Source organism: Photobacterium piscicola (genome assembly GCF_900166965.1).
GTDB classification, from domain to species: domain Bacteria; phylum Pseudomonadota; class Gammaproteobacteria; order Enterobacterales; family Vibrionaceae; genus Photobacterium; species Photobacterium piscicola.
The window spans coordinates 255,948-272,773 of record NZ_FUZI01000001.1; the positions used below are offsets into that span (position 1 = coordinate 255,948).

The following is a 16,826-nucleotide window of genomic DNA, read 5'->3' on the forward strand; positions in this document are numbered from 1 at the left end:
TACTGCTTATAGAGTCACACTTTATTACTATCAATGAGGAATGTTCTATGTATACGGAAATGTTTAAATCTTTTTCTGAGCAAACAGAAAAAACACTAGCACCATACGCAAAATTCAACAAAGTATTTGCTAAAAATGTTGAGCAACTAACTGAGCTTCAATTGTCAGCTGTTCGCGCTTACAGCGATCTTGGTCTGAAGCAACTTAAAGCTGTTAGCGAAGTAAAAGATATTCAATCGCTAACAGCATTTAATAGCCAACAGCTTGAGACACTAACTAAGCTTTCTCAGCAGCTTTTAGACGATAGCAATAAGTTCTCTTCTGTAGCGCAAAGCTTTAAAACAGAAGTTGAAGAGTTTGTTGCTGACAACGTTAAACAAGCAACACCTGCCATTTAAGTAACGGTAAATCAGGCTGCATTAATAGCAGTCTGATTATCTGATACTTATACCAATCAGCCATATAAGATGATTATATGGCTGATTACTTAGTCCAAGTACAGGGTTTTTGTTATGAACAATCACTTCTTTTCGGACTACTTTGCCAAGCTCCAAGATATGAACCAGTTATGGTGGAAGGAGTTAGACTCCGGCAAGGCAGCCATGAATACCCCAGTAACTAAAGCACTTAATGATGTTAACTTGGAAGATGCCACTGAATTTTTTGGAAAAGCAGCAGCTCAGCCCGGTGCTTTAGCTAAAGTCCAAATGGATTGGTGGGAAAATCAAGTTAAGATTTGGCAGAATGTTGCAATCGGTAATACGACAGCAGAAAGCGCCTTTATTAAGCCAGCAAAAGATGACAAACGTTTTAGCGATCCTGCATGGGAAAATGAAGCTTTTTATAATTATATTAAGCAATCATATTTACTATTCAGTAATACAATGCGTGAAACAATTGATTCAATTGAAGGTGTCGATGATAAAGCGAAAGAACGCTTAGGCTATTTCTCTCGTCAAGCCATCAACGCACTGTCACCAACTAATTTTGTAACAACCAATCCTGAATTAGCCAAATTGACTGTTGAAACAAACGGTGAGAATTTGATTAAAGGGATGGAACTGTTACAAGAAGATTTACAGAGCAGCGCTGATGTACTAAAAATTCGAATGACGAATGATAGTGCATTTGAACTTGGCGTAACTATTGCCAAAACTGAAGGTGAAGTGGTTTTTAAAAATGAATTATTTGAGTTAATTCAATATAAACCATTAACTGAAGCTGTACATAAAACACCATTGTTGATAGTGCCGCCATTTATTAATAAATACTATATCCTTGATTTGCGTGATCATAATTCAATGGTTCGCTGGCTTCTTGAGCAAGGCCATACCGTATTTATGATGTCTTGGCGTAATCCAGATGCATCAATGAAAGATATTGATTTTGATAATTATGTCTTAGATGGTGTTGTTAAAGCGGTTGATGCGGTAGAAGATATTACCGGCCAAAAACACATCAATACTGTTGGTTATTGTATTGGTGGAACGTTATTGGCAATCACACTAGCATATTATGCTGCGAAGCGAATGCGTAATCGTATTAAATCAGCGACATTCTTTACTACATTATTAGATTTCTCTCAGCCAGGTGAAATTGGTGCTTATATCAATGATCCAATTATTACGGCGATTGAAGCTCAAAATAATGCAAATGGTTATATGGATGGACGTTCGCTAAGTGTGACTTTCAGTTTATTACGTGAAAATAGTTTGTACTGGAACTATTACGTTAATAACTATTTGAAAGGCAATAGCTTAATTGATTTTGATTTACTTTATTGGAATGGTGATAGTACTAACGTTGCGGCTAAATGCCACAATACTCTACTACGTCAATTCTATTTAGATAATAAATTAGTCGAAAACAAAGGTTATAAAGTTGGTGGTGTGTATATTGATCTAAGTAAGATTAAAGTGCCTACATACTTTATCTCTACACAAGAAGATCATATTGCTTTATGGCAAGGTACATACCGTGGTGCTAAGCAATTAGGTGGTAAATCAACATTTGTATTAGGTGAGTCTGGCCATATTGCAGGTATTGTTAACCATCCTCAGAAGAATAAATATGGCTTCTGGGTTAATGATAGCAACGAAGAAAATGCCGAAGTTTGGCTAGCAGGAGCAAAGCGTGAAGACGGTTCTTGGTGGACACACTGGAATGGCTGGCTAACAGAATTTAGCCCTGCTGAGCAAGTATCACCACGAGCAATTGGTAGCGAAACATACGCACCATTATACGTAGCGCCAGGTGATTACGTGAAGCAAGTCTTACCACTTTCTGAATCTTAATCGCATCACTATTTTTGAAGCCCAGATTATTCTGGGCTTTTTTTTATCTGTTATTTATTAACATTATGATAGTAATAGTTTTCTTTTGATTAATTTGATTTAGATTGCTTTTTGTTGACAGGTGATGCGGTATTTTTAGTTTTATTGGCTATATTTTTCAAATAGGTATAACTAAAAAAGAGTAGGAACCATTATGACAAAGCTTGTTAGTGTGGAAGGAATTGGTGAAACTTACGCAGCAAAGTTAGCCACGATAGATGTAACCACCATTGAACAGCTGTTAGTGTTAGGCGCAAAACCCAGTGGTCGTAAAATATTAGCTGAAAAAACAGCAATCAGCGGTAAACTTATTTTAAAATGGCTTAATCGTGCTGATTTATCACGTATTAAAGGGATCAGTACTCAGTATGCTGATTTATTAGAATCATCAGGGGTTGATACTGTGCCTGAACTGGCACAACGAAATGCTGATAATTTACATACTAAAATGGTTGAGGTGAATGAGGCTAAAGCGTTAGTTCGCCAACTGCCATCACTTTCTGCGGTAGAAGATTGGGTTAAACAAGCAAAATTATTACCCCGTGCCATTGAGTATTAATCGAGCTTTCGTGTGAATGATTGTAATGAGTAGCGGGTATAAATAGTTGCATAGAAGGATTGCGTATGTATTTTTTTAGGCTGAAATGGTTGGTGATTATTGGATGTAGTAGTTTTATTACGATGGGTCATGCTAAGCAATATAGCACTGATAATATGCCAGTCATTCAACCTGTTACTGAACTTCAGCTAAATACATTACCGCAACGTCATTGTTTATATGCTGGAAAAGGGTACTCACTCGGGGCTATTATCACCACCGATAATATTGTATTGGAATGTCGCCCTGCACAAGAGGTTGAGCTAAACGGACCATTAAAATGGGTGGTACGCCAATCGTTGCCTGTAACATCAGTAGAGAATAAATAATAAAGCCAGTATCAGATTGTATGCTGTAGTAATAACATCATACGACTGTTTACTGGCTTCATTGATTATCAAGGCGGCAAGTTGCCTATTTGATAAATTATTTCGCTAGAGAGCGGCTTTTAAGTTCAAAAATTAACTTTTCAGCACTGCATTCAAATTGGATGCGTGCTGTTAATTCTGTACTTGTTTCATCAACAGGCGTTGTTTCTACTTTAAAGTTAGCATTAACTTGTTTTGCTAGCGTTAGGTAGTTCGCAAGTTCTAATTCTAATGCTTTTTTACCATTTGCAAATACATGCACATCGGCAACATCATCATGTTCTTTGATCATAAAGCCCATTTCTGCTGAAACACCACAAGCATCACAAGGTTGGTATTCTTCTTTTTCTGTAGTCATAACTTTACTTCCTATTAGTTAGTTTTTGTATTTTAAAGCGATGCGAGCCAGATCGCCATTGATTAATATGAAAAGTCAGTTTTTAGCTATTAAAGCATCAAACCAAATAAATTAATGGCTATTTATTCAACAGTTGCCATGGTATAAGCGGCAAATATGATCGAAAGTTTGTTGAAATGGATAAGCTTCTAATACGCCAAATCCTTCAAGCTGTTTTGCTTTTATTTTACTATTGAGAGGCGTGCTCATGCCATGTAAAAAACGAGTGATGGCTGCCATAGATGGCGCACTGTCATTTCGTTGAATAAAGCTATCAGCCCATATTGTTATTTGTTGATCGGTAATCTCTGGTAGTGTTGGTAATGCTGGTAAGGTGATGGTTTTACCTCGGCAAACAGAACAATGACCGCATTGTTTTGGTGCATGATGATCGGCGAAATAGCTGGCTAGTTTATGACTTAAACAACTTTTACTTTCAAAAAAGGCAATCATATTTTCAATACGATTAATTTCACTGTGCTCTTTTTGCTGAAATAATTGGTAAAGGGCTTCTGTTTCTACCTCAATATCAAAATGGTGTTGATTTATGCGATACACATCGGTCATTTGTTTACTTTCAAGGGTGATCCAACCTTGTTCGTTTAAATAGTCAATGGCTGCCACCACTCGCTTTCTATCGACTTGATAGCCTTGCCATAACGCATCCATATCCAATGTATGCCATACTCGCGCTTTAGGCGAACACGCAAAAATTGTTTCAATAAATTGTCGGCGCTCACCTTGAAAGCGTTGGGCTATTTCATACTGAGAAATATTCATTTTGTAACGATAATCTGCGAAATAAGTAAACATCGGTTCAATAATTTGGCGGATTTCAAGATAGACTAATAATGTTTTAAGTGGCAATAAACGAATATTACTGTCTTTAGACAAACGGCCACTCATGATTTCCCATTGTTGATCTTGGGCTTGTATTTCACGCAGAATATACGCAATAGCACTGCGATCTGGCGTATCCCCAAAGACAAAGTTTTCTAAAACATTGAGTCCTGATTTATTCGCGATAACTGTACATTGTGACACTTCACCATCACGTCCTGCTCGACCAATTTCTTGGCTGTAATTCTCAATTGATTTGGGCAAATCAAAATGAATCACTTGACGAATATTGGACTTATCAATCCCCATACCAAAAGCAATGGTTGCCACAATACAATTAATTTCCCCATTCATAAATTGTTGTTGAATGCTATGGCGGCGATCTGAATCCATTCCCGCATGGTAGGCTTGGGCTGGAAAGTGACTACGAGTAAGCGCATCAGCCACTTGCTCTGCTGTGTGTTGTAAGGTGACATAGACAATAGAAGGTTCATTATTACGTTGAGAAAGTTGATGTTTAAGGGTATCTATTTTCTCGTCTTCGTCTGCCGCTAATACGGTTAAATCAAGGTTATTTCGGTAAAAACCCGTCACGATAATATTATCTTTAGCAATGGCAAATTTGTCCTGCATATCTTGAATTACGGCAGGGGTTGCTGTTGCGGTAAGTAATAACACTTGAGGAATGTTTAAGGCCTGTTGGTAGTGTGGCAATTTCAGGTAGTCGGGACGGAAATTGTGGCCCCATTCTGAAATACAGTGTGCTTCATCGACGACTAATAATGAAATTGGAATTTGACCAATAAAGTGACGAAAGCGTTCGTTTTTGAGACGTTCTACTGAAATCATTAATACTTTAATTTCGCCTTGACGAATTTGTTGCATGACTTGCTGAGTTTGTTGCCATGTTTGGCTGGAATCAATGGATGCGGCAGGAATCCCTTTCGTAGCTAAAAAATCAAGTTGATCTTTCATTAAGGCTAATAATGGTGAAATGACCAACGTAAGATGGGGTAATTCAATCGCGGGTAATTGATAACATAATGATTTTCCAGATCCCGTTGGAAATATAGCGGCAGCTGAATGACCACTAAGAACGCGGGTAATTACTTCTTCTTGCCCTAAACGTAAAGAATCAAAGCCAAAATATTTTTTAAGTGTTTGGTGATACATGTCTTAATACCCGCTAACCATTGATTAGCCGCTATCATACCGTATTGATTTACGGAAAGATAAAAAGCACAACGAAAGTTACGTTATTTCTGATGCGGTTATTCTCATTTAAAACCAAGCCGATTCATTGTTGCATTAAAAATTGTTGAGTATGTAAGTGATTAGCGTCACTTACATACTGTATCTGGATAAATGAGTCGAGAGGATATTGCTTATTTCATCAGACTTGGTGATGTAATTGCTTTCTTTGACAACTCTTTAGCAAATGCCGCAATATCCGTTTCGATAGCACGAATATGACGAGTGATATCTGTTGTATCGACGTTCACCATTTGGCGCTGTTCCATCACAAGGTTACCATTGACGATTGTCGTTGTGACATTGCTTGGATTGGCTTGATAAACCAAGGTGGCATAAGGATTGTAATTGGGCATCATATTAGCCGATTGGGTTTCAACAATAATAACATCGGCTTTTTTGCCCACTTCGAGTGAACCAATTTTATCGTCCATATGCAGTGCACGAGCACCACCTATGGTTGCGAGTTCAATTACCTGCTCTGGGATCATAATAGTACGGTCATTATGTTTTAAACGTTGCATATTGGCGGCATAACTCAGTGTGCGCCATAAATCAACTTGGTTAGAGCTCATTGGCCCATCAGTCCCTAACCCCATTGGAATGCGCTGTTGATACATTTTCCATGCAGGAGCAATGCCTGTCGCACCTTTGGCGTTTGCCATTGGGTTATAAGCGATGCCTGCACCTGATTGTTTGATGAGATCGAGATCGGTTTGGTCAACATGAATTGCATGCGCCAATACCATTCGTTGATCAAGCACTCCGATGTCTTTAAGCCATGCTACTGGGCTAAGTTGTTTAGGATTGTCATTAATACGCGCAGCTTCATTACCAAATTCACCCACATGGATTAATACTGGAACATCTAATTGCTTCGAGAGTGCATTAATTTGCTGTAATTTTTGCTTTGAAACAGTATAAGCTGCATGAGGTGCAAAGGCTGGAGTGATCAGGGGATCTTGTTTGTATTCAGCAATAAATTTCTGCGCGTATTCAAGCCCGCCATAGGGTTGTTTTGCATCCACCACAGGGAATTTGATCACAGTTTCACCTAAAACTGCCCGTAGGCCGACTTCCTTGGTTGCTTTGGCCATTTCATCAACATGGTAGTACATGTCAGCAAAAGTTGTGACACCGCTTTGTGCAAGGTCAACTGCGCCAAGACGAGTGGCTTGATAAATGAGGTCTCGACTGAGTTTTTTACCTTCAAGAGGAAAGAAATAAGCAAATAATCGATTTTCAATGCCTTCTTCACCTAAGCCTCGAAAAGCAATCATTGGTAAATGGTTATGAGTATTAACCATTCCCGGCATTACAATCCCGTTTTGTGCATCAATGATACGAATAGCGGTATATTGAGATAATAATGATTGATCACCAACGGCTACAATGGTGTCGTTATTGATAACGACCACACCATTTTCAATCAGTTGTTTTTGACCATTCATGGTGATGACTTGACCATTTTTAATGATTAAGCTCGCTTGAGAATGGGGGGCAACTGATGATGATGAACCACATCCAGCAATAAGAAGTAACGTTGTTATTAAACTGATTTTTATACGCATAAATGACCAATGATAAGCAGCGAGAAAATTGGTGAGATTATAAGTGCAGATTAATGTAACTAAACAATCCTTTGCTTAAGTTACGGTAGTTTTTGTGAACTTAATCGCTTTGCTCATCATGGTTGATAATAAGAGACATGGGGATTTTAAATAATTGTGTTGGTATTAATGATAACCAACCATTCCCACGTGCATATTCTATTAATCCTGCACGACTGGAAATACCATAGTCAGAAAATCGAGAGATTAAATTGGCTATTTGTTTTTCAACAGCTTTGGGCGTTCGATGAATAAGTTGTGCTATTTGTTTTGTTTGTCGTCCACGTAATAACCAAAATAAGACAATTTCTTGAGATGACGTTAATTGTGGTGCTAAAGGCCGCGTTGTATGGAAAGATAAATGAGATTTATCAGTAGCAATAACCTCAACAAACGACGTCATATTTATTAAATCTCTTACTTTATTTGCTGTAAATTGAATCCCCCAAGGAACACCATTAATAATCACGGGTTGTTTGGTAAATATATATGCATCAACACCATTAGCGTAGTTGTGCACATCTATCGTTATTATGGTTTTATTGTGCGTCAATGATAATTTATCTTGCTCAATAAAAACGTCGCTAAATGCAGCGGTATCACATGGTAAGTCACTATCCTTTAATCCCTTCATTTCAAGTGGGGCATTAACAAGGTTACGATAGGCATCATTGGCATATTCAAAAATACCATCTTTCGTTTTTAACCCAGCAGGATAAGGAGATGACGATAGCATGTGAATAAGTACAGATAAGTATGTTGATTGATTAATATTCACAGGACCATTCTATCAATAAATTATTTCAATAGTAATATTTGTTGGTGGAATAAATATCTCTATATATAGTAATGCTATTAAAAACATATAATATTCGACTAGTAAAGAAATAACCACAAAATAAGAAATGAAATATTGTTTTATTATATTTTAAGTAACAGGATAAGTAATATATTGATAGAAATTTGTTTTTATCTCTAGTTGTTTTATGCGTATGGTTTATATGCTACTAAACACTAGAGATAAAATAAGTTTCATTGATTAATTAGAATGAAAAACCAATACCGCCAGCATTGTCGTAATGATTATAGTCTGAAATAGATATACCATAACCACTTTCAAATATTAAATAACCACGCAAACGTTTATAAATAGGGAAATTTAACGTCACTTTTTCATAACCACGAGAGAAACCACTTTCTAGTGCATTGCGTACTGTAAATGTGATCATACTTTTACCATCAATATTCCAATTCATGCTAACTCGGCCATAACCAAGGTAGTTATTGATGTCTTTGTTATAGTCTTTAGCCCCAAAATCAAGTCGTACCCAAGGCTTAACACTAAAAGTAAAAGCGTCTTTTTTGAAAGTCATATCAATAAAGGCACGGTTCCAACTCCGTTCTTGCTCACCACCACGACCATTAGATTGGTGAACTAAACCGAGTGTACTGCCTGCATAATGTAGACCATCGCTATAGGTCGTTTGGGTTGGAAAAGTCCAGAAAACCGACGGTTCATATTCTGTATCTCTAAAAAATGCAGATGAAGCGTAGGCTTGCCAGTTTGAACGTTGTGTGTAAGCAAAATATAACTGGTCGTTATCAGTTAAAATGCCGGAGAATAAACGGTATTTTAAGCTGATTTGAAAGTTGACATTATAGTTACTAAGCTTACCATCTTCAGGGATAATTGATTGATATTCTTTGTAATTTGGAGATTGAGTATAATAAAAAGGTAAAACAAAGTTATCTTTATATTGTTCTAAAAGTAGGCTGTTACTACTCGTATAATTTAATGCATTATTTAATGTTGAAGAGGCTGAAGTATCAGCATTAGCATATGAAGCATAGCCACTTGTAACAATAAATAAACTCGTTAATAGGACTTTCTGATGTGATTGTTGCAGTTTGATATTCATTATTATTTTCTATCATTATTATTTTATCTATTGTTATCATAAGAGCTAAACTGGGCTTTTGTCTATCGATACAAATGCAATCAATGATTTTTCGTAATTTAAAACTAAATAATGAAGTACAGCAAAATAAACGCCTTAATAACACAGTATTAAGGCGTAAAAGAGACCATTAAATTAGCTGAGCTAGCATAGTGTCGTCATAAGGAGTAAGTGCTTGACCTGATTGCACTTTATTAACATAGTCAGGATTCGCAATTAATGGACGACCAATGGCTAATAAATCAAATTTTCCCGCTTCAATAGCATCACTGCCTGTTTGTGGGGTATAGCAACCAACACCAATTAATGTTCCTTTGTAATGTGTTCGCATGTAATGAGATGCGCTGCCGTCAAGATACTCAAAATTCATGCTGTCATCAAAAATACCAACATGCAGATACGCTAAACAACGCTTTTCAACTTCAGGTAATAAGTAGTCAAACACCGCACGATCACGGCTATCACCTTCAAGATTGAAGTAACCGCCGGGTGATAAACGTAAGCCGGTACGATCACGACCAATGCGTTGGCTAATTGCATCAATAACTGCGAGTGGGAAGCGCGCCATATTCTCTGGTGCGCCACCAAATTCATCATCACGTTCGTTGGTGCTGAAATGTAGAAATTGATCGATCAAATAGCCATTTGCGCCATGAATTTCTACACCATCAAAGCCAGCGTCAATCGCATTAGCTGCAGCTTGACTAAAATCGGCAATAAGTTGTTCAATTTCAGTTTTCGTTGCAGGCTTAGGAACGGTATAAGTTAATTCCCGCATTCTTGGTAACGTGCCTTCAAGTGCTATCGCAGAAGGAGCAAGTACATACTCACCATTAAAAAAGAACGGATGAGCTACACGACCTGTATGCCACAATTGTGCAAAAATCTTACCACCATTGTTATGCACAGCATCTGTTACTTTATGCCAGCCATCAATTTGCTCTGGTGTAAATAACCCTGGCGTATGTGGATAACCTTGACCATCAGCACGAATTAAAATAGCTTCTGAGATAATAAGCCCAGTATCAGCGCGGCGTGCGTAATAGTCGATCATTGCTTGGGTTGGGACTAAATCGTCGTCAGCCATACAACGGGTTAATGGTGCCATGATAATACGGTTATTGAGTGTTAGCGTATCGTTAAGTACAACTGGGTGAAATAGAGTGTCGAGCATGATTGTTATCTCTTATTTGAATGCTCATTCAAGTTAGACCTGTTTGAACAATCATTCAAGAGTTTTTTGAATGATTGTTCAATATTAAGTAAACTAGAAGAAGATAAAGCAAAAGAGAGTGATTATGCGTAGTGCTGAATTTGATCGTGATCGAGTGTTACGCTCGGCAATGGATGTTTTTATAGCTAAAGGTTATAGCAACACCAGCATGCAAGATTTAAAACAAGCAACAGGGCTTCATCCTGGCTCTATTTATTGCGCGTTTAAAAATAAACGCGGTTTGTTATTAGCGGCGTTAGAACATTACCGTAATCAACGCTATACGCAGTTTGTTACGTTGTTTGCTGAGTCATCTTCAGTGTTAGGAGCGATCAGTGCTTATCTTGATCAGGTGGTTGATGAGTGTGAACGTGAGCAGATTAAAGATTGTTTACTACAAAAATCACTCAGTGAACTTGCGCAACAAGATGTCGAAGTTGCTGATGTTATCAGCCATATGCTAAAACAATGGCAGCAGACTTTGGCCGAGCAACTAGCATTAGCCCAACAGCATAATGAAATAAGCGATGCTCGCGATAGCCACCAATTAGCACAATTTTTAGTGATGGGAATTTATGGGATTAGAACGTTTTCACATACTCACCCAGAACCAGGCGTGTTACGTCGTTTAGCACAAGATCTTATTGATTATATTAAATAATGGTATTGATAAGAGCGCAGGTTATTTACGGTTATAAAAAAGGGAGTGTACATCAATGATGCCACTCCCTTTTATTTTGTGATGCTAATTATGCTGGTGGTGTTTCTTCTACTTTAACGCGGAACAATACCGCATACAGTAGTGGAATCACGACCAATGTTAGGATTGTCGCGAATAATAAACCAAACATAATGGTAACAGCCATACTCTTAAAGAATGGGTCTACCAATAATGGCGCCACACCTAAAATCGTTGTAAATGCACCAAGCAATACTGGTCGAGCACGACTAAGTGCTGAATCAATAATCGCCTGATATGGCGTTTTACCCGCTGCAATTTCGACATCAGTTTGGTCTACCAACACGATAGCATTTTTTACCATCATACCAATTAAGCTCAGGAAGCCCAGAATAGCCATAAACTCAAATGGTGTTTGGAAAATCACTAAACCTACGGTCACACCGACCAAAGCAAATGGTACGGTTAACCAAATTACTAATGGCTGACGAAGCGCGTTAAACATAAAGATTACCGCTAAAATCATTGCTGCAAAGCCGTAAGGGGCAGAGGTAGCAAGACCTTCATTTGCGTCATTTGATGCTTTGTATTCGCCATACCATGTCAATTCATAACCCGGAGGTAATTCAATTGCTTCAATTTTGCCACGCAAATCATTAAATGCATCCGCAGTGAATACACCTGGTGCAGGATCTGCCTGAACCAAAATCGTCGGAATACGATTAATACGACGTAAAATGGCATCTTCCCAAGCAACATTTACCGATTCCACTAATTGGCTAACAGGAATTAATCCATTGACCATACGGCTATAAACTTCCGTATTTTCAATCGCACGCTCATGAGTACGTTCGTTATCCGGCGCACGCACGATGATAGGGATTAAATCATTACCTTCACGGTAAACACCAATATTACGACCAGTTAATGTTTGTGCAATGGCTTGGCTTATTTCTTGATTTGTTAACCCAAAACGCTGTGCTTTTTCAGATGAATATATCGGTTTAATAACGGGTACTTGCTGACGCCAATCATCTTGAACTGCAATCAAGTTTGGATCATTAAGCATGATAAGTTTAGCTTGTTCTGCTAGATCGCGTAATACTTTGCTATCAGGGCCTTTAAATCCTGCTTCAATCTTTTTACCGCCGCCTCGACCAAGCATAAATTTCCATACTTTGATTGATGCTTCAGGATATTTAAGGTCAAGCTCTTTTTGTAGTTCAACTAATAATGGCGCAATATTACGGTAATCATCGATATCGATCAGTAATTGACCATAGCTTGGGTTACGTGCTTCTGGCGCGTAAGTCAGCATGAAACGTAAACCACCACCACCGATGAAACTTGAAATATTGCTGATACCTGGTTTCTTTTTAACGTCTTGCTCAATGCTGGCAACAACAGCCTCTGTATTTTGAATATCAGTACCTTGTGGAAGGTAAACATCAACTACAAATTGCGCGCGTTGTGATTCAGGCATAAAGCCAGGTGGTACATATTTCACACCCCAGATAGCACCAATAAGAGTAGCCACTAATAATAGGCCAGTTGTCTTACGATGAAGTAATACCCACGATAACAAACCTTTGTAGCCATTAACGACTTTACTTGGTTTATCTGCCGTTGTTTTCACTTTTACTTTTAGGAACTGGTGACATAGTAATGGCGTCACCGTTACAGCAAACAGCCAACTTAAAAGCATTGAGTAAAGGATAACCCAGAACAACGAACCTGCGTATTCACCCATATCTGATGGTGACAAGCCGATAGCACTGAATGCACAGATACCAACAACCGTTCCCCCTAATAATGGCCATTTAGTTGCATTAACAACTTCAGGAATAACCACTTCCCGATCTTCGTTATTTTGTAGGCGAACTAAAATACCATCGGTGACAACAATGGCGTTATCAACCAGCATGCCGAGTGCAATAATCAGTGCACCAAGAGAGATACGTTGCATTGCTATGTCATCAATAAGCATGATGCATAGGGTACCTGCAACGGTGAGTACTAATACAAAACCGATGATGATACCTGAGCGAACACCCATAAATAGCAATAGTACGATAAATACAATGACAACAGCTGCAATAAGGTTATCAATGAAGTTCGTTACTGAATCACGTACAGAATCTGATTGCATTGAGATGACATTCAGTTCCATACCTAGAGGACGTTGGCTTTCTAGTTCTGCGATACGTGCTTTAACAGCATCACCCATATCAACAACGTTACCGCCAGTGACATTTGAAATACCAAAACCAATAGCTCGCTCGCCGTTGTAACGCATTAGCATTGACGCTGGTTCTTGATAGCCTCGTTTGATGGTCGCAATATCTTTTAAGTGTAATACGGTGTGGTTGTCACCAATACCCACTTGAAGATTTTTTAAGTCATTAAAAGAGTTAACATTTGGCGTCGGCATTACCGGAATACGCATGCCATTTGCCGTTAAACTACCAGCGACTGTTACGATATTTTGCTTTTGTAATACTGACAAAACATTATCAACAGACAAGCCAAACTTAGCTAACCGCTCACTGGTAAACTCAACAAAAATGGTTTCTTGTTGTTCTGCAAGTGTTGCTGTTTTAGCAACGCCTGGAACTAAGACTAGTTCACGACGTAAACTATCTACATAATCAGACAGTTGTTTGTCAGAGAAGCCTTCACCTGTTACAGCAAAGAATAAAGCATAAACGTCAGAGAAATCATCGTTAACAATTGACGGACCTGCCCCTGGTGGAAGCGAGCGCTGTGCATCGTTAACTTTACGACGTAACTTATCCCAAACTTGTTGAAGATCAGCCTGACTTTTAGCAAATTCAAGCTTAATTTCGACTGTAACTTCAGACATGCCTTGTTTAGAAACTGATTTAACTTCTTTCAATTCCTGTAACGATTGCACTGCACCTTCAATAATGTCGGTAACTTCATCTGACACTTCTTGTGCTGTTGCTCCCGCATAAGGCGTAATAATAACGGCTTGGCGAATAACAAATTCGGGATCTTCAAAACGGCCTAATTTTAGGTAGCTAATGTAGCCACCGATTAAAATCAGAGCAATCATTACCCAAACACTGGTACGCTTGGCAATGGTATAGCGAGCGATATCCATTTCTTACACTCCGTTTTGAGTCGTGTCTGTGTATGGGCGGATTTCCATACCATTTTTTAGTTTTGATACGCCAGCAATAACAATACGCTCGCCTGCCTTCAGGCCAGAAGGCACAGTAATACAATTTTTATTGATAGTGCCCACCTTGATATAGCGTTTTTCAACGATGTTATTACTGCCAACAACCCAGACAAATTGTTGATTTTTATTGTCAGGCACAACGGCTGTTAATGGCACCGTTAGTGGGTTGTTATTTTCTTCTGGGCATTCGGTTAAGCTTGGTGAAACTTTCACAGACATACCCGGTAAGATATTAAGCCCTTTAAGATCGTCAAGCCCTAATACAACCGAGAAAGTTTGTGTAATCGGGTCGGCTTGGGTTGAGTAAGTACGTAAGCTCAACGGTAATAAATGCCCTGGAATATTGTTAATTTCAGCATTGGCTTTATCACATTGCATGCCAGTTAACATTACAATGTCAGGAATGTTAACGACAACTTCTAAATCATCAAGGTTATGCAGTGTTAAGACTGATGTATTTGCTTGAATCTGCACGTGATTATCAATTAATTTACGCCCAATAATGCCTGAGAAAGGGGCTTTTAATTGCGTGTAAGCAAGCTGGTTTTTTGCTTCTTCAAGACGGTTTTGAGCCAAATCGTAACGTGTTAGTAGTTCATCAAGATCACTTTTTGCAATAGCTTGTGAGCTTTCATAGATAGACTTACCACGTGAGTAGTCTTTCTTGGTGTTATTTAATTCTAATTGTGCCGCTGAAAACGCGGTTTGGGCATCTTTAGGGTCTAATTTTGCAAGTAACTGCCCTTTATGTACTTTGTCGCCTTCGTTAACAAAAATATGGCTAACACGGCCACTCACTTGAAATGATAAATCTGCGCGTTCAGCAGAACGGATCACACCATTAAAGGTTAAATTGGTATTTGTTTTTGGCGTTACAATTTCAGTTAACGCAAGATTAATGATAGGCGCGGTGACAGTTGTTTCTTTTTCACTGTTACATCCTGACAACAGCACTACCGCTAAAGATAAACTAACGGCCATCGCCAGTTTATTAATTGTTAACGATGTCACATTGGACATTGCTGAATGAGTTTTCACCGTGTTCTCCACTATCATTAGATTGATTAGTCATATTTATTGCTACAAAGAAGCAAACTTAAAGTGCATTTTAGTGATAAAAACAAGATTGTAAACTACACAGTGTACTTTTTTGTTTCAGATTGTTAGACTGCGCTCATAAACTGAAATAAAAATACTATGAGGAATCTCTGAAGGATGAAGCAAACGGAACGTAAGCACTTAGCAATCATTGAAGCGGCTAAAGAGGAATTTATAACTCATGGATTTTTAGCATCAAATATGGATCGTATCTCAACTGAAGCAGCTGTTTCGAAACGGACGCTATATCGTCACTTTGAGAGTAAAGAAGTGTTATTTGTTTCAGTATTGACCATTATTCAAGAGTCTGTGGCTGAAAATGTTAAGTATGAATTTGATCCAACTAAGACATTAACCGAGCAATTAACGGCTATAACTTGTCGTGAAGCCGATGTTTTGTATTCAACTTATGGTATTCCATTATCACGTACAATTGTGATGGAATTTTTACGTCAGCCAGAATTAGCATTAAATTTAATTAAAGATTTATACAGCACGAAAGCGATTACTGAGTGGTTTCAACAAGCAATTTCCGCCGGTTGTATCGTTGATAAAAATGTAATGTTATTAACAAATATTTATATTAGTTTGTTTCAAGGGCTTCTTTTTTGGCCTCAAGTAATGAATCTTGCTCCTAATAGTGAAGGCAAAGTGCTTGAAGATAATATTGAAACGATAGTGTCAGTTTTTTTAGCATCACATATGATTAAAGAATTACCATAGCCGTTATATATAAATTTATTCATTATGGCGATTAAAAAATAATCTTGTCGAATTTAATTTCCTAGCGTTATAATTTAAATATTATATGTGTTTGAGATATTATCATCTCATTGAATAATCCTGTGGAATATAGACAAATGAAAAAATTACTTGCAGCTTCCGTTCTTGTGTTTTCATCAATGTCAGTGATGGCTGCACCGCAATCAACTCAAGGTGGTTTTAGTGGACCGCATGAAGCGGCACCACTTACTCAGGTTCAAGGGGGATTTAATGGCCCTAGTGCTATTCCTGTATTAAATACCGTGAAAGCAGCATTACATGCAGACGACAATACTGCAGTAGAGCTGACTGGTCATATTGTGTCTTCGATTGGTAAAGACGACTATATGTTTAAAGATGAGTCTGGTGAAATAAAAATCGAGATCGATCATGATGATTGGCGTGGCGTTACAGTAACACCAACCACAAAAATTACTATTCGTGGGGAAGTAGATAAAGATTGGACTGTACGTACTATTGATGTTGATTCTGTTGTTCTTGCTAAATAATGAAT

The 16,826-nt window shown here is 38.1% G+C and carries 15 protein-coding genes; 7 read left to right on the forward strand and 8 right to left on the reverse strand.

The features are described from left to right. Positions 1-47 precede the first annotated feature (47 nt). The 4 genes from CZ809_RS01180 to CZ809_RS01195 all read left to right on the forward strand — a co-directional run bounded on the left by CZ809_RS01180 (position 48) and on the right by CZ809_RS01195 (position 3,260). Positions 48-398 (forward strand): phasin family protein, encoded by a 351-nt coding sequence (locus tag CZ809_RS01180; protein ID WP_080155621.1) that lies wholly within the window; start codon positions 48-50, stop codon positions 396-398. 114 nt (positions 399-512) lie between these two features. Then, on the forward strand, positions 513-2,294 hold the full coding sequence (phaC, locus tag CZ809_RS01185; RefSeq protein WP_080155622.1) for a class I poly(R)-hydroxyalkanoic acid synthase: 1,782 nt from the start codon (positions 513-515) through the stop codon (positions 2,292-2,294). 193 nt (positions 2,295-2,487) lie between these two features. Further along, entirely contained in the window at positions 2,488-2,892 is a 405-nt protein-coding gene (locus CZ809_RS01190; protein ID WP_080155623.1) for a DUF4332 domain-containing protein, read from the forward strand. Positions 2,893-2,957: 65 nt separating this feature from the next. Continuing rightward, on the forward strand, positions 2,958-3,260 hold the full coding sequence (locus CZ809_RS01195; RefSeq protein WP_080155624.1) for a DUF1496 domain-containing protein: 303 nt from the start codon (positions 2,958-2,960) through the stop codon (positions 3,258-3,260). 97 nt (positions 3,261-3,357) lie between these two features. Here the strand turns inward: CZ809_RS01195 and CZ809_RS01200 are convergent, their stop codons facing one another. The 6 genes from CZ809_RS01200 to CZ809_RS01225 all read right to left on the reverse strand — a co-directional run bounded on the left by CZ809_RS01200 (position 3,358) and on the right by CZ809_RS01225 (position 10,529). Continuing rightward, on the reverse strand, positions 3,358-3,657 hold the full coding sequence (locus CZ809_RS01200) for a DUF406 family protein (RefSeq protein WP_080155625.1): 300 nt from the start codon (positions 3,655-3,657) through the stop codon (positions 3,358-3,360). 126 nt (positions 3,658-3,783) lie between these two features. After that, entirely contained in the window at positions 3,784-5,709 is a 1,926-nt protein-coding gene (locus CZ809_RS01205; protein WP_080155626.1) for a RecQ family ATP-dependent DNA helicase, read from the reverse strand. A gap of 212 nt (positions 5,710-5,921) precedes the next feature. Then, the gene (locus CZ809_RS01210) at positions 5,922-7,358 is read right to left on the reverse strand and encodes an amidohydrolase family protein (protein ID WP_080155627.1); all 1,437 of its coding nucleotides are present in this window, start codon (positions 7,356-7,358) and stop codon (positions 5,922-5,924) included. Between the two features lie 100 nt (positions 7,359-7,458). Beyond that, positions 7,459-8,175: a LuxR family transcriptional regulator gene (locus tag CZ809_RS01215; protein ID WP_235865755.1), complete on the reverse strand. Its 717-nt coding sequence runs from the start codon at positions 8,173-8,175 to the stop codon at positions 7,459-7,461. A gap of 265 nt (positions 8,176-8,440) precedes the next feature. After that, entirely contained in the window at positions 8,441-9,316 is an 876-nt protein-coding gene (locus CZ809_RS01220; protein WP_080155628.1) for a phospholipase A, read from the reverse strand. Positions 9,317-9,485: 169 nt separating this feature from the next. Further along, on the reverse strand, positions 9,486-10,529 hold the full coding sequence (locus CZ809_RS01225) for an alkene reductase (RefSeq protein ID WP_080155629.1): 1,044 nt from the start codon (positions 10,527-10,529) through the stop codon (positions 9,486-9,488). A 124-nt stretch (positions 10,530-10,653) separates the two neighbouring features. Between CZ809_RS01225 and CZ809_RS01230 the strand changes: the two genes are divergently transcribed. Continuing rightward, a complete protein-coding gene (locus tag CZ809_RS01230) occupies positions 10,654-11,229 on the forward strand; it encodes a TetR/AcrR family transcriptional regulator (protein ID WP_080155630.1) in 576 nt (191 codons plus the stop codon). 88 nt (positions 11,230-11,317) lie between these two features. Here the strand turns inward: CZ809_RS01230 and CZ809_RS01235 are convergent, their stop codons facing one another. Together CZ809_RS01235 and CZ809_RS01240 are read right to left on the reverse strand one after the other, a co-directional pair. Next, positions 11,318-14,371, reverse strand: coding sequence for an efflux RND transporter permease subunit (locus tag CZ809_RS01235; RefSeq protein WP_080155631.1), 3,054 nt, complete (start codon positions 14,369-14,371; stop codon positions 11,318-11,320). Positions 14,372-14,374: 3 nt separating this feature from the next. Further along, positions 14,375-15,472 (reverse strand): efflux RND transporter periplasmic adaptor subunit, encoded by a 1,098-nt coding sequence (locus tag CZ809_RS01240; protein WP_080156516.1) that lies wholly within the window; start codon positions 15,470-15,472, stop codon positions 14,375-14,377. A 195-nt stretch (positions 15,473-15,667) separates the two neighbouring features. On the opposite strand from CZ809_RS01240, the gene CZ809_RS01245 reads away from it, so the two are divergent. Both CZ809_RS01245 and CZ809_RS01250 read left to right on the forward strand, forming a co-directional pair. Continuing rightward, positions 15,668-16,273, forward strand: coding sequence for a TetR/AcrR family transcriptional regulator (locus tag CZ809_RS01245; RefSeq protein WP_080155632.1), 606 nt, complete (start codon positions 15,668-15,670; stop codon positions 16,271-16,273). Positions 16,274-16,410: 137 nt separating this feature from the next. Continuing rightward, positions 16,411-16,821 (forward strand): YgiW/YdeI family stress tolerance OB fold protein, encoded by a 411-nt coding sequence (locus CZ809_RS01250; protein ID WP_080155633.1) that lies wholly within the window; start codon positions 16,411-16,413, stop codon positions 16,819-16,821. Positions 16,822-16,826: the final 5 nt, after the last annotated feature.